This window comes from Myxococcus sp. CA039A, assembly GCF_013336645.1.
Lineage (GTDB): Bacteria > Myxococcota > Myxococcia > Myxococcales > Myxococcaceae > Myxococcus > Myxococcus llanfairpwllgwyngyllgogerychwyrndrobwllllantysiliogogogochensis.
In genome coordinates this window covers 14,280-29,145 of the sequence record NZ_JABUMQ010000120.1, presented here as the reverse complement: position 1 = coordinate 29,145, position 14,866 = coordinate 14,280, and the positions used below count along the sequence as shown (strand labels likewise).

General features: G+C 69.5%; 15 protein-coding genes. 5 read left to right on the top strand and 10 right to left on the bottom strand.

The window, feature by feature from the left end; genetic code table 11:
- The coding region (locus tag HR086_RS20975; RefSeq protein ID WP_254626413.1) for an Ig-like domain-containing protein at positions 1-639 on the top strand (639 nt) is incomplete at its 5' end.
- Between the two features lie 46 nt (positions 640-685).
- Here the strand turns inward: HR086_RS20975 and HR086_RS20970 are convergent.
- The 7 genes from HR086_RS20970 to HR086_RS20940 all read right to left on the bottom strand — a co-directional run bounded on the left by HR086_RS20970 (position 686) and on the right by HR086_RS20940 (position 5,145).
- Complete coding sequence (locus tag HR086_RS20970; protein ID WP_174455023.1) at positions 686-1,105, bottom strand: STAS/SEC14 domain-containing protein; 420 nt, start codon at positions 1,103-1,105, stop codon at positions 686-688.
- Between the two features lie 29 nt (positions 1,106-1,134).
- Complete coding sequence (locus HR086_RS20965; RefSeq protein WP_141642923.1) at positions 1,135-1,815, bottom strand: STAS domain-containing protein; 681 nt, start codon at positions 1,813-1,815, stop codon at positions 1,135-1,137.
- 10 nt (positions 1,816-1,825) lie between these two features.
- Positions 1,826-2,314: an STAS domain-containing protein gene (locus HR086_RS20960; protein ID WP_174455022.1), complete on the bottom strand. Its 489-nt coding sequence runs from the start codon at positions 2,312-2,314 to the stop codon at positions 1,826-1,828.
- Positions 2,311-2,886, bottom strand: coding sequence for a SpoIIE family protein phosphatase (locus tag HR086_RS20955; RefSeq protein WP_371745574.1), 576 nt, complete (start codon positions 2,884-2,886; stop codon positions 2,311-2,313). The genes HR086_RS20960 and HR086_RS20955 overlap by 4 nt, the downstream gene beginning before the upstream one ends.
- Positions 2,877-3,572 (bottom strand): ATP-binding protein, encoded by a 696-nt coding sequence (locus HR086_RS20950; RefSeq protein ID WP_373564334.1) that lies wholly within the window; start codon positions 3,570-3,572, stop codon positions 2,877-2,879. Before HR086_RS20950 ends, HR086_RS20955 begins: the two co-directional genes overlap by 10 nt.
- Positions 3,569-3,949 carry an ATP-binding protein gene (locus tag HR086_RS20945; protein WP_246137190.1) on the bottom strand — a complete coding sequence of 127 codons (381 nt, stop codon included), beginning with the start codon at positions 3,947-3,949 and terminating at the stop codon, positions 3,569-3,571. The genes HR086_RS20950 and HR086_RS20945 overlap by 4 nt, the downstream gene beginning before the upstream one ends.
- Positions 3,950-4,308: 359 nt before the next feature.
- A complete protein-coding gene (locus HR086_RS20940; RefSeq protein WP_141642921.1) occupies positions 4,309-5,145 on the bottom strand; it encodes a class II glutamine amidotransferase in 837 nt (278 codons plus the stop codon).
- 198 nt (positions 5,146-5,343) lie between these two features.
- Between HR086_RS20940 and dnaK the strand changes: the two genes are divergently transcribed.
- From dnaK to HR086_RS20925, 3 genes are all read left to right on the top strand, one after another.
- Positions 5,344-6,951 carry a molecular chaperone DnaK gene (gene dnaK / locus HR086_RS20935; protein WP_141642920.1) on the top strand — a complete coding sequence of 536 codons (1,608 nt, stop codon included), beginning with the start codon at positions 5,344-5,346 and terminating at the stop codon, positions 6,949-6,951.
- Between the two features lie 1,881 nt (positions 6,952-8,832).
- Positions 8,833-9,597: a J domain-containing protein gene (locus tag HR086_RS20930; protein WP_141642942.1), complete on the top strand. Its 765-nt coding sequence runs from the start codon at positions 8,833-8,835 to the stop codon at positions 9,595-9,597.
- 27 nt (positions 9,598-9,624) lie between these two features.
- Entirely contained in the window at positions 9,625-10,392 is a 768-nt protein-coding gene (locus HR086_RS20925; protein WP_174455020.1) for a CvpA family protein, read from the top strand.
- Here HR086_RS20925 and clpX read toward each other — a convergent pair.
- Positions 10,382-11,455: an ATP-dependent Clp protease ATP-binding subunit ClpX gene (clpX, locus tag HR086_RS20920; protein WP_141642918.1), complete on the bottom strand. Its 1,074-nt coding sequence runs from the start codon at positions 11,453-11,455 to the stop codon at positions 10,382-10,384. The genes HR086_RS20925 and clpX overlap by 11 nt on opposite strands.
- A gap of 226 nt (positions 11,456-11,681) precedes the next feature.
- Here clpX and speA point away from each other — a divergent pair, with 226 nt between their 5' ends.
- A complete protein-coding gene (gene speA / locus HR086_RS20915) occupies positions 11,682-13,688 on the top strand; it encodes a biosynthetic arginine decarboxylase (RefSeq protein WP_141642917.1) in 2,007 nt (668 codons plus the stop codon).
- 76 nt (positions 13,689-13,764) lie between these two features.
- Here the strand turns inward: speA and HR086_RS20910 are convergent, their stop codons facing one another.
- The gene (locus HR086_RS20910; protein WP_141642916.1) at positions 13,765-14,292 is read right to left on the bottom strand and encodes a hypothetical protein; all 528 of its coding nucleotides are present in this window, start codon (positions 14,290-14,292) and stop codon (positions 13,765-13,767) included.
- A 120-nt stretch (positions 14,293-14,412) separates the two neighbouring features.
- Positions 14,413-14,847 (bottom strand): OsmC family protein, encoded by a 435-nt coding sequence (locus tag HR086_RS20905; RefSeq protein ID WP_141642915.1) that lies wholly within the window; start codon positions 14,845-14,847, stop codon positions 14,413-14,415.
- Positions 14,848-14,866 lie beyond the last annotated feature (19 nt).

The window sequence follows — 14,866 nt, the reverse complement described above, 5'->3', positions numbered from 1 at the left end:
GCCCCCCCCGTCGTCCTGACCCCGGCGGTCGACGCCATCGTCAGGCCGGACAACTACACCATCACCGGCACTTCGGAGCCGGGGACGACGCTCACCGCCACCCTCAACGGACTGACGGTGGGGACGACACTGGCCAACGAGCGCGGCGAGTGGACGGTGGCGGTGACGCTGGCCATCGTCACCGGGCTGCAGGACCTGCGGGTCTTCGCCACGGATATGGCGGGCAACATTGGCGACAAGTCCACGCCTCGCACCTTCACGGTGGACAGCCTGCCGCCGACGACCACGCTGAGCGGGGGCCCCACGGGCACCAGCACGCTCTCGGAGGTCACCTTCACCCTGAACACCTCCGAGCCCGTCTCCGGCTTCAAGTGCACGCTGGACGGCGTGGAGCTGTCGCCCTGTGAGAATCCCCTCACCGTCCGCTCGCTGTCGGAGGGCATCCACTCGCTGGATGTATTGGCGACGGACATCGCGGGGAACGTGCAGATAACTCCCGCCCATCACCAGTGGAACGTCATCCGTCCCAGCCTGGTGGAGGGAGGCGGCGTGGGCTGCTCCAGCACCGCGGGCGCCCTCCCGCTCGGCCTCGTCTGGCTGGCGTGGGTGGGCCTGCTCGGGCTGCGCCGGCGGCGGTGAGCGGGTCGGCGTCCGGAGGTTCTCGCGCCTCCTCCGGACAGCCCTTTCAGGAGGCTCGGGCAGCGCCCTGCAGCGCGCGCTGGGCGGCCACCCAGCCCCGGGCTTCCTCTTCCGTTTCCACCATGCCAAATGGAGCGCCCTGCGTCCGCCCGAGCAGGGCCGAGGCCCGCCCCATCATGTTGGCCATGGTCCGCAAGGCGAAGCTCGCGCCGAAGAGGACGGTGCCCACGAAGGGCATCGCCTCCGGGTTCTCGCTCAGCGTCTTGCGCGCGTCCGCGGAGATGCTCGTCCCGCGACGCACATCGGAGATCAGATAGAGCCGGGGATGCGTCGCACTCAGCTCCAGCGCCACCTGGTTCAGCTCATGGAGGAGCTTGAGGTCGAACACCCCGACGTTGACCAGTCGGATGATGTCGGGCGACTCGAGCCACACCTTGTTGTCACCGAACGTCCACATGCGGACCATGCCGTGTCTCCTCTCGGAAATCGAAGGGGTCAGCGCCGGGAGGTGGAGGTGTTGCCGCCACGCCCGGCCAGGTGCTGGAAGCAATCGCGCAGGCCTTCCTTCAGGCTGCCGAGCGTCTTCACTTCCCGCAGGTCCACGCCAATCTGGACCAGCGTCTGGGCAATCAGCGGGCTGATGCCCGTCACCACGCAGTAGGCGCCCAGCAGGCGCGCCGCGTTCACCATCTTGATGAAGTGGTTGGCCGTCATCGTGTCCACCACCTCCACGCCGGTGATGTCGATGATGACGCAGCGGGCCTTTCCCTGGACCACCCGCTGCAGGAGCCGCTCCGTCATCTCCACGGAGCGCTGCGTGTCCACCACGCCGACGATGGGCAGCGTGAGGATGTCCTCCCACAGCTCGATGATGGGCGTGGACAGGTCGCGGATGGCGTCGCGCTGCCGGTCGATGGTGGAGAGCTTCTCCTCCAGTTCGCGGTGACTCGCCGCCAGGCGCGTCAGGGCCTCCTCGTGCTCGCGGCGGGTGGTGGCCAGCTCGCGCACGAAGACGTTGAGCGTCTCCTCCAACGCGGCGAGTTCGTCCTGCTCACGGATGGAGATGGTGGTGCGCTCGGGCGAGAACTCCCCCACGGAGATGAGGGACAGGACGTCGATGATGCGCCCCACGCGCTCGGGGTCGACGGTCAGGGGTGTGGGCAGGGCGGTGCTCATGGAGTCTCCCTCAGACGACGTTCCTGGCCACGGGGGGAGCGATGATGCCGAGCATCTCGTCCGCGAGGCGCTGGGCCTCCTCGCGCTCCGATTCGGCCGTGCGCGCGCCCACCGCCCGGACGCCGAGCAGCGACAAGCCTTCCTCCAGCCCCAGCGCCGTCTCCACGCCGTCGAGTTGGATGCCCATGCTCTGGAGGGTGAGCGCCACGTCGGCGCCCATGCCGCACAGCACGGTGCGCGTGCCCATCAGCCGGGCCGAGGCGGCCAGCCGCGCCAGCACCGCGCACAGGTGGCTGTCCACGAGCCACAGGCCGGAGATGTCCACCACCATCCCCTTCGCGCTGGTGCGCTGGATGTCGCGCAGCACGTCCGAGCAGAGCTGCGCCGCCTGCGCGTCGGTGATGTCGCCCTGGAGGGGGACGATGAGCTGTCCCCACAGGGGGATGATGGGGATGCGCGACAGGTCGCGCGAAGGGAGGGGACTGTCCGGGTGGCTCACGACGGCTCCACATCCGCCACCAGCACGGTGGCGTCATCGGTGACACGGCCGAAGCGCTCCATCAGGAACGCGCAGGCCGCATCGGGGGACTGCGTACGGACCAGCTCCAGGTCCAGGCGAAAGCTCAAGCCGTCGGTGAAGACCGCCAGACGGTCTCCGGGCGACAGCACGGTGGAGACGGTGCGCAGCGTGCGGAAGGACTGGCCGAGGATGCCCGGCGTGGGAAGCACCGGCACGCGCGTGCCCACGGTGCGCAGCTCCACGTTGCCCACACCGCCACAGTGCAGCGTGTGCCCGTCGAACACGGCGAGCATGATGGCCGCGCCCCGGCCATGGCGCAGCGCCGCGTGCAGCGCCTCCATCAGCGGCTCCACGGACGGGCCCAGCGGCGCCTGGCCCAGGCAGCGCACGGCCTCCGCCGTCGCCTGTGCCGCCGCGGGCCCGTGGCCCAGCGAGTCCACCACCGCCAGCAGCGTGTGCGGCCCGTCGACGCGCACCACCACGCCGTCGCCGTTCTCCACCTCGCCCACCTTCGGACGGGTCCGGTGGGCGATGGACAACCTCACAGCCACACCTCGAACTCCACCTGCGTTCCGGTGGCGCCCGTCTTCACCTCGAACCGGTCCGCCAGCCGCTTGACGCCCAGGATGCCCAGGCCCATGCCCGTCTTGCTCCGGTAGGTGCCCGACAGCACGCGCTCCAGCTCCGGAATGCCCCGCCCCTGGTCCTCCGCGCGCACGCGCAACAGCTTGCGCGGCGTCTGCACGGGGATGAGCTGGATGGTGCCGCCGCCCGCGTAGGAGATCTGATTGCGCGCCAGCTCGCTCACCGCCGTCGCGACCTTCTGGCACTCGTAGCCGCGTCCCCCCATCGACTCGCACAGCGCGCGCGCCGCGAGCCGCGCATGGCTTGCGTCCGCCTCCGTCCGCACCAGGTACGTGGTGGGCCGCGCGTCCATCGTCGTCATCGCGGGGGCCGGCGTCGGCTCGCGCGCGGCGCTCAACCCCGAGGGGACGGTGGCCGTCGCCGTCAGGGCCCGCAACCGCGCGGCCAGGTCCGGACGTCGGGCCGGGTCCACGAAGTGGCGCGTGGCGGGCTCCAGCGCCTCGATGACCCGCGGCAGCTCCGCCGCGCCCAGCGTGTCCGCCGACAATCGCAGCGGCTCCAGCGTTCCTCGAAGCACCAGCCGCGCGGCGGTCTCCGTCATGAAGTGCTGCAAGACGCCCAGCAGCTGTGTACTCGTTACGCCCCGACTCACCACGGTCTCCTTGCTTCCAGACTCATGCGCTTGCGCGCGAACACTTCCAGGCCACCGCCCTCGCGGTTGGACACGCGGACCTCGTCGGTCAGCCGTCGCACGGCGGCGCCGCCTTCACCCAGGCTCTCTCCTGGCAAAGGCCCTGGGCGTCCCTCGCGGCCGACGAAGAGCCGCTCCGGCTCCGCCATGCCCGGGCCCCGGTCCAGCGAGCGGATGCAGAGCCAGCCGTCCTCACACCACACCTCCACCGTCCCGCCCGCCCGCGTGTGACGCACCAGGTTGGTGGCCAGCTCGCTCACCACCACCGCGACCTCCGCGCTGGAGGCCGCCGACAATCCCGCGTCCCGGGCGAAGCGCCGGCCCATCGAGGCCGCCACCACCGCATCCACGGGATGGCGAACGACGACGGACAGCCGAGACTCAAGCGAAGCAGAGGAAGGCAGTGGCAGCGGCAAAACTCATTCCCGGAGTAAAACCCTTGGAATTACGCCAGTATGAGGCAACAAATCTGCGGGGCCTGTAAAGCGGTTCACATTCCACCCATGGAATCCGCTTCGGTTTCCCGGAAGAGGCGTCTAGATTCCTGGGTTTTTTCGTTTTACTCCCGTGCTTCACCCGCTTGCGCCGGGATGCTCCGGGAATCCGTCACTTCAGCTCCAGCCTCTCCGAAAGCCACGGGGCGGGAACGACCCACGCGAAGTGCGTGGGCGTTCGACCAGGAGAGCGCCTTCCGGGCTCAGCCGCCGTTGAGCAGTTGCACCTGAAGGTCCAACCCCACGGCGAGGGTGGTTCCGCGAGGCAGCTCCACCCAACTCCCCGGGCGCTTCAGGTGGCTGGCCAGGACGACGGTGCGGCGACGCCGGTGGGCGCCCACCGCGGGCTGCGACTCTGAAGAGCTGGCCGTCACTCCGCAGGGCACGCACTCCGCGCCGCCTTCGAGTCGCGAATAGAACAGCGGCTCCTCGCCGAAGCGGCAGGCCACGAGGAGGTATCCATTGGTGGCCACCAGGTTGAGCGTGGACGCGCGAGGGATGCCCGCATCCACGGAGCGCTTGATGACCTCGCGCGCGGTGTCCGCCAGCATGCGACCGGCGACGTGCGCCTCCAGCCGGGGGTCGTCGGTGCGCCCCACGTCACGCAGGTGACGCAGGAAGAGCGCGAAGAGCACCTCGCTGTCCGTTCCGCCGTGCACCTGACGCTGCAGGTGCTCTGGCAGCGAGTCCAACAGGGTCGCGCGCAGTTCGTCGAAGCCGCTGACACTGCCCTGGTGGGCGAACAGCCAGCGGCGCGAGCGGAACGGCTGGGTGTTCTCCTCCAGCGACTGGCCCACCGGAATGCGGCTGGCGTGGAACAAGAGGGCTTCCGACTCACCCGGTGGGGCGAGCCCCACGAGCGAGGGCTCCCCTTCCGCGCTGGAGAAACGGCGCAGGAGGACCTCGTCCTGGGCGTACGCTCCCACCCCCACCGCGTTTGCGCGAGGCTCCGTCTGGACGAGCACCTGCTCGGCGAGCCGGTGGAGCTCGCACCTGAGCAGGTTCGGGTCTGACGTGAGGGCTGCGAGGACGACGGACATGAGGGAGAACTCCTTTGCTCCATAGATAATGACGTCCCCTCCCCCCCTCAAGCCAGCGGGCACGCCCCCTTGCCACTTCGCTAAGTGCTTGAAATGGCTGGGCTTTACATTGATCGAACATTGACACCTCTTCCGGAGGCTCCTAACCTCCGGGCGCTTCACCGACGGCCTCGGGCTAGACCCTTCACCGGAGATGGAATGTCGGACGACATCGCAATCGGCATCGACCTTGGCACGTCGTACTCGTGCGTGTCGGTGGTCCAGGATGGCCAGCCCATCGTCATCCCCAACGAGTGGGGAGAGACGACGCATGCCTCCTGCGTGTCCTTCCTCGAGGATGGCTCGGTGCTGGTGGGCAACGCGGCCAAGAAGAACATCATCACCAGCCCCGAGACGACGGTGTACTCGGCCAAGCGGCTCATCGGTCGCTACTACTTCTCCGACGAGGTGAAGAAGGCGCAGGCGGTGATGCCGTACCGCATCGTCGAGGGCGAGAACAACTCGGTGCGCATCGGGGTGAGGGAGCGTGCGTACTCGCTGCCTGAAATCTCCGCGCTGGTGCTCAAGGAGATGAAGGCCGTCGCGGAGACGTACCTGGGACGTGAGGTGACCAAGGCGGTCGTCACCGTTCCGGCGTACTTCAACGACAACCAGCGCCAGGCCACCAAGGACGCGGGCCGCATCGCCGGGCTGGAGGTGCTGCGCATCCTCAACGAGCCCACGGCGGCGGCGCTCGCGTACGGCTTTGGCCGGGACGTCAACCAGCGCGTCGTCGTCTACGACCTGGGCGGCGGCACGTTCGACGTGTCCATCCTGGAGATCGGCAAGGACGTCTTCGAGGTGCTCGCGACGGCGGGCGACACGTACCTGGGCGGCGACGACTTCGACGACCGCATCATGACGTGGCTGGCGGACGACTTCCTGGGCAAGACGCGGTTGGATTTGCGGCAGAACAAGTTCTGTCTGCAGATGCTGAAGGAGGCCGCGGAGAAGGCGAAGATCGACGTGGGGCAGACGGGCTCCGCGGACATCCTCTGCGCGGGCATCTGCCAGGACGCGCAGGGCAACGTGATGGACCTGCGCCACACGTTGAACCAGGACCAGTTCAACCGGATGGTGATGGACCTGGTGCAGCGCACGTTCAAGGTCTGCGACGAGGCGCTGCAGAGCGCGCGGCTGACGGCGGCGGACATCGACGCGGTCATCCTCGTCGGCGGGCCCACGCGGCTGCCCATCATCCGCAACTCCGTGAAGCACTACTTCCAGAAGGCTCCGCTGGAGGGCATCAACCCCGACCAGGTCGTGGCGATGGGCGCGGCGCTCCAGTCGCATGCGCTGCTGGACAGCAAGACGGAGACGTTCCTGGTGGACGTCACGCCGCTGACGCTGCGCATCGGCACGGTGGGTGGGTACACCGAGAAGATCATCGACAAGAACACGCCGGTGCCCATCGACCGCTCGAAGGCGTTCACCACCAGCCGTGACGGGCAGGAGAAGGTGAAGATTCGCGTGTATCAGGGCGAGTCCAACCGGGCCGACGAGTGCGAGATGCTCGGTGAGTTCGAGTTCGCGGGCTTCCGCATCGGCTATCGCGGCGAGGTGAAGATCGAAGTCACGTTCGAGATCAACACGGACGGACTGGTGAACGTGTCCGCGTGTGACACCGAGACGGGACAGAAGACGTCGACGACCATCACCTTGTCGTCTGGCATGTCGGAGGACGACATCCAGAAGTCCATCCAGGCGAACCGGAGCACCCGCCTCGCCGGACACAACAACAACGACCTGCCCGCCGTGGCCCAGTAGACGAGCGCGATGTCCGAGCCTTCCGATCCCAGCTCCGGCAGGCCGCCGGGAAGCCCGCCCGGGACACCGGCGGCTCCCGCGCGCCCCGCCATTCCGCGGATGACGGCGGCCACCCCGGGCCCCGTGCCGCCCACTCCGGCGCCGGTGGCCAGGCCTCCCGCCGCCGCCCCGCCGCGTCCTCCCGGAACGGAAGCCGCGCCCGCTGGGGTGCCGACAGCAAGACCTCCGGGCGTCGCGGCGCCGGCCGTGCCTCCATCGCAGCGGCCCACGGTGTCCGTGCCCGCCATCACCGCGCCCACGCCGCAGCGCACGAGCGCCACGGGGCTGCCCTCGGTGGGAAGCCCCACCTCCACGCCCACGGGCGCGAGGCCCACGGTGGCCGCCATGCCCGCCGTCGGTGCGCCCGCGACTCCGGCGACAGGTGCGAGGCCCACGGTCTCCGCAGGCGTTCCCGCCGTCGGTGCGCCCGCGACTCCGGCGACAGGTGCGAGGCCCACGGTCTCCGCAGGCGTTCCCGCCGTCGGTGCGCCCGCGACTCCGGCGACAGGTGCGAGGCCATCGGTAGCGGGCGCGATGCCCGCTGTCGGTGCGCCCACGACTCCGGCCACAGGTGCGAGGCCCACTGTCTCCGCGGTGCCCGCAGTCGGTGCGCCCACGACTCCGGCGACAGGTGCGAGGCCCTCGGTAGCGGGCGCCATTCCCGCTGTCGGTGCACCCGCGAGTCCAGCAACGGGTGCAAGGCCCACGGTCGCTGCAGGCATTCCCACCGTCGGTGCACCCACGAGTCCAGCAACGGGTGCGAGGCCCACGGTCTCCGCAGGCGTTCCCGCCGTCGGTGCGCCCGCGACTCCAGCAACGGGTGCGAGGCCATCGATCGCCGCAGGCATTCCCGCCGTCGGTGCGCCCGCGACTCCGGCAACAGGTGCGAGGCCCACGGTGGCTGCTGCCATGCCCGCCGCCGGCGGTGCACCCGCGAGTCCCGCAACGGGTACGCCGCAGGCTCAAGCGACAGCGAGGCCCACAGCGCCCGCCGCGCGAGCAGGACCACCGCCCTCGCCCCAAGGCGCACCTTCCGGGATCGCGCCGTTGACTCCCCCGCCTGTCGCGGGCGGAGCACCCGGGGGCGCAGTCCCCTCCGCTTCGGGACCCGCCCCGCGTCCGACGCCTGCGGGCCTCGCGCCGCTGACACCTCCTCCCGTCGCGGGCGCTGCGCCTCGCACGGCGCCCGTGGGAACGGTGCCGCCGCCTCCTCCAGGTTCGGGCCCGGCGCCGCGTGGGACTCCCGCCGGTCTCGCGCCGCTGACGCCACCTCCCGTCGCCGGCACTCCCCCTCGGGCGGCTCCCGTCGGCACCGTGCCGCCGCCTCCTCCAGGTTCGGGCCCCGCGCCGCGTGGGACTCCCGCGGGTCTCACGCCGCCGACGCCGCCTCCTGTCGCCAGCACGCAACCTCGCGCGGCTCCGGTCGGCACCGTGCCGCCTCCTCCACCTGTCGCGGGCACCCCGCCTCGCATGGCATCCGCCGGCACCTCGCCGCTGACGCCTCCGCCCGTCGCGCCTCGCGCCATCGTGCCGCCGCTGCCCGTCGCTGGCGCCGCGCCCCATGGTGCGGTGCCGAGCATTCCTCCCGGAGTCCCGTCCATCGCGCCCGCGGTGCCGAGCATCGCCCCGGCGGCCCCCTCCGTCCGTCCGGCGACCACTCCCCTGGCGGGACCGCCCCACACCACCGTTCCGAGCATCGCCCCGGCCGTACCGCCGCAAGGCGCCGCGCCACGGGGTCCCGCGCTCACGCCCCGTCCACCTCCGACGCTCGCCGTCGGACAGGTCGTCCCGCCTCCGCCGCCGACCTCAGCTCCGCAGGCACGTCCGGGCGCACGGCCCACGATGTCGCTGCCGGCACTGGCGCCCTCGGACCTGCCGCCCCGACCTCCCGCCGCGGCCACCGTCCCGGGCATCCCGCCGATGACGGCGCCCCGCGTTCCGGCCATCAGCCCCATGGTGCCGCCCATCGCGCCGGCGGTCCCATCCATCGCGCCCATGGCGCCGCCTCCACCGCCGAGCGCGGCCAAGGGCCCGGGCCTGGATGAACACCAGCTCGCGGACCTCCAGTCGCGCTGCGCGAAGCTGGACCAGCTCGACTACTTCGAGGTGCTCCTGCTGGAGCGCACGGCCACTCCCGCCGACATCAAGAAGGCGTTCTACCGGGAGAGCCGCACCTACCATCCGGACCGCTTCTTCCACATCGACGACAAGCAGCTCAAGGAGCAGGTGCACGAGCTCTACAAGCGCGTCACCGAGGCCTATTACGTCCTGCGCGACGACACGAAGCGCAAGAAGTACCTCGTCGATGTGACGGGCGCCGAGCGCGCGCAGAAGCTGCGCTTCACCGAGGCGTCCGAATCCGAGACGAAGGCCGCCGCGAAGAAGGAGCAGGAAGAACAGATTGGCACCCACCCCAAGGGGCGCCAGTTCTACCAGCAGTCCCAGAAGGACATCGACGCCGGCAACTGGTCCGCCGCCGAGCGCAACTTGAAGATGGCCCTCACCTACGAGCCCTCCAATCCCCGCTACAAGGAGAGCCTGGCCGAGGCGCAAAAGCGCCTGTCTGAAGAAGCCAAGGCCAAGGGCGACTCGTTCAAGATTCGCTGACGTCGTCCGGAGGCGCGGCAAAGCCCCATGGTCATCGACCTCATCATCCTGGGCATGGTGCTCTTCTTCGGGCTCATCGGCGCCCTCACCGGCGCCTCACGCCAGGTGGCCAACTGGGTGGGCCTGGCGCTGGGGTTCTTCGCCTCGCGCCGGCTGGGCCCCTTCGTCGCACCCCGGCTGGCGGAGGCACTCGACGGCCCGCTGCTGCTGGGCCTCCTGCTGGGCACGGTGCTGCTCTTCGTCGGCGTGTGGCTCACCGTGCGCTACGCGCTGGGCACCCTGCTCCAGCGCTTCCTCGCCACGGGCAAGCAGAACGAGAACCGGGGCATCGACCGGTTCCTCGGCTTCGTGCTGGGCGCGGGGAAGACGGCGGCCTTCGCCTGGATGGCCCTGAGCGCGATGACCTTCTTCGAGCAGCACGTCATCGTCGCCGGCAAGCGCATCGGCGTGTCGCCCAAGGACTCCCTGGCCGCCCACGCCGCGCGCCGCTACAACCTCTTCGAGATGACCCAGTTCGCCCCCATGGACGACATGGTCCAGGTGGCCAAGGCCGCGGGGGACCCGGAGCGCGCGGCGACACTGAAGAACGACCCCGCCTTCAAGGCCCTGCGCAAGGACCCGCGCTTCCAGCGGCTCCTCCAGGACGACAAGGTGAAGCAGGCGCTCGTCCGGGGCGACACGGCCGCGCTCCTGCGCAACGACCTGGTCCTCCAGCTCATCCAGGACCCGGACATCGCCGCCCGACTGGGAGCGGCGGCCCGGGCCTCGGAGCATGCCGGGGACGTCATACGTTGAGCTGCACGGCGTCCAGCCCCACCAGCCGGGGACGCACGTAATCCGCGTCCACCTTCAACTGCCGACGACGACGCTCGGGCGCCTCGAACATGATGTCCGCCATCACGTGCTCCAGGATGGAGCGCAGCCCACGAGCCCCCAGCCCGCGCGACACCGAGTAGTGCACCACCTCGCGCAGCGCCGCGTCGTCGAACTCCAGCTCCAGCTCGTCCATGGCCAACAGCTCACGGAACTCCCGGACGATGGAGTCCGGCGGCTCCGTGAGCACACGGATGAGGTCCGCCTCGCCCAGCAAATCCAACTGCACCACCACGGGCAGGCGGCCGAGGAATTCCGCCAGCATCCCGAACTCCACCAGTTGCTTGGTGCTGATGCGCTTGCGGAGCCGCTTGGAGGCGTCGTCCGCGCCGAAGCCCAGGGGCCTGCTGGACGCCTCGTCGCCGGCGTCGTGCAAGTCACTGAAGGTGCCCGCGCAGATGAAGAGGATGTCGCGCGTGTCCACCTGGACGAAGTCGCTCTTGTTCCAGGCCTGGGTGACGTTGAGCGGCACGTACACCTCACGGCCCTCCAGGAGCTTCAGCAGGGCCTGCTGGACGCCCTCTCCACCGATGTCCCGGCTGCCCGCACCGTTGCGGGCGCCCTGGGAGCGGCGGGCAATCTTGTCCACCTCGTCCACGAAGATGATTCCCCGCTGCGTGTCCTCGACGGAGTGGTTCGCCTTGAGGAGCAGGTCGGAGATCATCACCTCCACGTCTTTGCCGTAGTAGCCCGCCTCCGTGTACTCGGTGGCGTCCACGGTGGTGAAGGGCACCTGGAGGATGTCCGCCAGGTTGCGGGCGATGTGCGTCTTGCCGCTGCCGGTGGGGCCAATGAGCAGGATGTTGGATTTCTTGATGAGCGACTGCCGACGCAGCCTCCGGGCCTGCACGCGCTTGAGGTGATTGTGGGCGGCGATGGCCACCGCCCGCTTGGCGGCGTCCTGGCCGATGACGTAGCGGTCCAGTCGCTCGAAGATTTCCCGAGGGGTCAGCGGCGCTTCTTCCCTGCGTGCGGACGACTCCATGTACCCTTCCCTTCTATCCACGCGTCCTCCCGACACTCCGTCCAAAGGGTAGGAATCAGATGGAAGGTCCGCCCGCCAGGACAGGGGCCCGGGGTGGTCGCCTGCCCGCCAGCTTGCTGTCCCTTCAGCCGGCTGTTGTATGCGGGGGGGCTTTCCTATAGTTCCCGCGCCCCTCCAGTGTTGACTGGAGTCCACCCTCCATTTCCCTGGGAGCCTCGAACCGCCGATGCCCGCAAACGCCCCTCCGCACCGCTGGACCCTCGCTGACGCGCACGAGCTCTATGGAATCCGGAACTGGGGCTCGCCCTACTTCGGCATCAACGACAAGGGCCACGTCTGCGTCCATCCGGACGGCCCCCAGGCCCCCAGCATGGACTTGAAGGACCTGGTGGACGAAGTTCGTCGCCGGGGCATTGGACTGCCGCTGCTGCTGCGCTTCACGGATGTGCTGCGCCACCGCGTCGTCCACCTCAACGAGGCCTTCCGCAAGGCCATGGCCGACCAGGGCTTCAAGGGCGGCTACCGGGGCGTCTACCCCATCAAGGTGAACCAGCACCGTTACGTGGTGGAGACCATCATCGAGGCGGGCAAGGGCTACAACTACGGCCTGGAAGCCGGCAGCAAGCCGGAGCTGATGGCGGTGATGGCGCTGTTGGAGAACGAGGAAGCGCTCGTCATCTGCAACGGCTACAAGGACGAGGAGTACATCGAGACGGCCCTCTTCTATTCGCGCCTGGGCCGCAACGTCATCCTCGTCGTGGAGAAGCCCAGCGAGCTGCCCCTCATCGCGGAGGTCTCGCGCCGCACGGGCATCACCCCGCGGCTGGGCATGCGCGTGAAGCTGTCCACCCGTGGCGCCGGCAAGTGGGAGGCCAGCGGCGGAGACCGCTCCAAGTTCGGCCTGTCCTCGTCGGAGCTGATGAGCTGCATCAGCTTCATGAAGGACACGGGCCTGCTGCCCGCCTTCGAACTGCTGCACTTCCACCTGGGAAGCCAGATCTCCAACATCCGCAACGTGAAGAACGCGCTGCGCGAGGTGGGCTGCTTCTACGTGGAGGTGGCGCGTCAGGGCGCGCCGTTGAAGTACCTGGACGTGGGCGGTGGCCTGGGCGTGGACTACGACGGCTCCCAGACGAACTTCGCCTCCTCCATGAACTACACGACGGAGGAGTACGCCAACGACGTCGTCTTCGGCGTGATGGAGGCGTGTGACCGCGCTGGCGTGCCGCACCCGACGCTCGTCTCCGAGTCGGGCCGCGCCGTCGTCGCGCACCACGCGGTGCTGGTGGTGGACGTGCTGGGCACCAGCGAGTTCGACCCGGCCCACGTGCCAGACAAGGTGGACGAGAAGGCGCCCTCCGTGGTGCGCAACCTCCTGTCCACCTTCCGCGAGGTGACGAACAAGAACCTGCTGGAGGCGTGGCACGACGCGCAGGATGCCAAGGAGGAGAGCCTCACCCTCTTCTCGCTGGGTCACCTGTCGCTGGAGCAGCGCGTGGCGGCCGAGAACATCTACTGGGCCACCTGCCACAAGATCATGCGCATCGCGAAGGAGGCCGGCGAGATTCCCGAGGAGCTGGACTCGCTCGAGAAGGCGCTCAGCGACACGTACTTCTGCAACTTCTCCGTGTTCCAGTCGCTGCCGGACTCGTGGGCGATTGACCAGCTCTTCCCGATGATGCCCATCCACCGGCTGGCGGAGAAGCCGACGCGCCGCGCGACGCTGGCGGACATCACCTGCGACTCGGACGGCAAGATTGAGCACTTCATCGACAAGCGCGAGGTGAAGGACGCGCTGGAGCTGCACGCGCTCAACGATGACGACTACTACCTGGGCATCTTCCTGGTCGGCGCGTACCAGGAGATTCTCGGCGACTTGCACAACCTCTTCGGGGACACGCACACGGTGCAGGTGTCGCTGGCGCCCAACGGGGGCTACCTCATCGACCACGTGGTGGCCGGTGACACCGTGACGGAAGTGCTGAACTACGTCAGCTACAGCAGGGATGACCTGGTGGCCCGGCTGCGCAAGTTCACCGAGATGGCGCTGCGCCAGGGCCGCATCTCCCTGGACGAGTCGCGCACCCTGCTGCGCATGTACGAGGACGGCCTGTCCGGTTACACGTACCTGGAGCGCGGCGTGGACGCGACCTTCGCGGGCAGCGCCAGCCAGCTCCGTCTGGTGCCGGTGCCGGACGCCACCCGTCCTCCGGTGTCTCCGTCGGGCACGTAGTCACTTCGCCTTCGACGCTTCAAACCCCGCCCTCCGCCGCGCCCCTTGAGGGGAAGCGTCGGGGGGCGTGGTGTTTTCAGTAGCTGGCGATGGCGGGCTCCCCGGCGCCGAAGGGCGTGGGCTCGTCCGCGAAGGCGACATCCGCCGCGCGGGCGCGCAGCCGCTGGAGCCCCGCCTGTTGCAGCTCACCCCGGGCGACGAGCGACTCGAAGTCGAAGCCCGCCAGCCGCAAGTCGTGAAGCTGGAGCCGCGCCAGCGTGCTCCACAGGGACATGCGGCCCTCGGTGGCCGTGCACAGGCCCTCCAGTTCGATGAGGCGACTCAAGGGCGAGTAGCGCACCCAGTGGCCGTTGAGCTTCAGGCGGCCCGCCTTCTCCATCACCCACGCGACGCGGGACTTGAGCGGGTCCTTGCGCAGCTCCAGGGCCCGCATCACCGCCTCGAGCGTCCGCTGGTCCTGGCGCAGCTCCGGGATGAGCGCGGCCAGGAAGTGGCCCACGGGGTTGCTGTGATTCTCCGACTCGGTGCGCCGCGCCAGCGCGATGCCCGCCACCGAGCCCGCGTGGTGATCGCTGAGATAGATACCCAGTCGCTTCGCATCCATGCCGCCCCTCCCGGCCACGCGGCCCACACCGCCGCGGGGGAAGGGTTCTCACGCGGGAGCCTCCGGGCAGCAAAGGCCCGGAGGCTCCACTGGAGGACGGCCGGACAGCCGGGCGCCGGCTCAGTCCGGGTAACTGAACGTCAGCGGCAGCTTCACTTCGGGGTGGAGGCTGCGAGCCACCGGACACTCACGGCCCACCTGCTCCAGGCGAGCACGGTGCTCGGCGGACAGGCCCGCGGGCATCTGGATGTCCAGCACCAGCTCGCCAATGCGGCGCGGCGGCGGCGTCATCCGCTTCTCCACCTTCGCGCGAATCTCTCCCAGGGCGATGCCCTCGCGCGAGGCGAACAGGTGCATCGTCGTCACCGCGCAGGACATCAGCGCCGCGCCCACCAGGTCCGTGGGCGAGAAGCTGCCGCCGGTGCCGCCATTGTCGCGAGGCGCCTCCGTCTGGAGACCCGCGCTGGAGGGTCCGTGGGTGAGCTGCGTCTTGAACTGGGCGTGGCTGACCAGGGTCATCACCACGCCGGTGGCAGGGGGCTGTTGCGTGCTCATGGGTCGGAAGCTCCTTGGA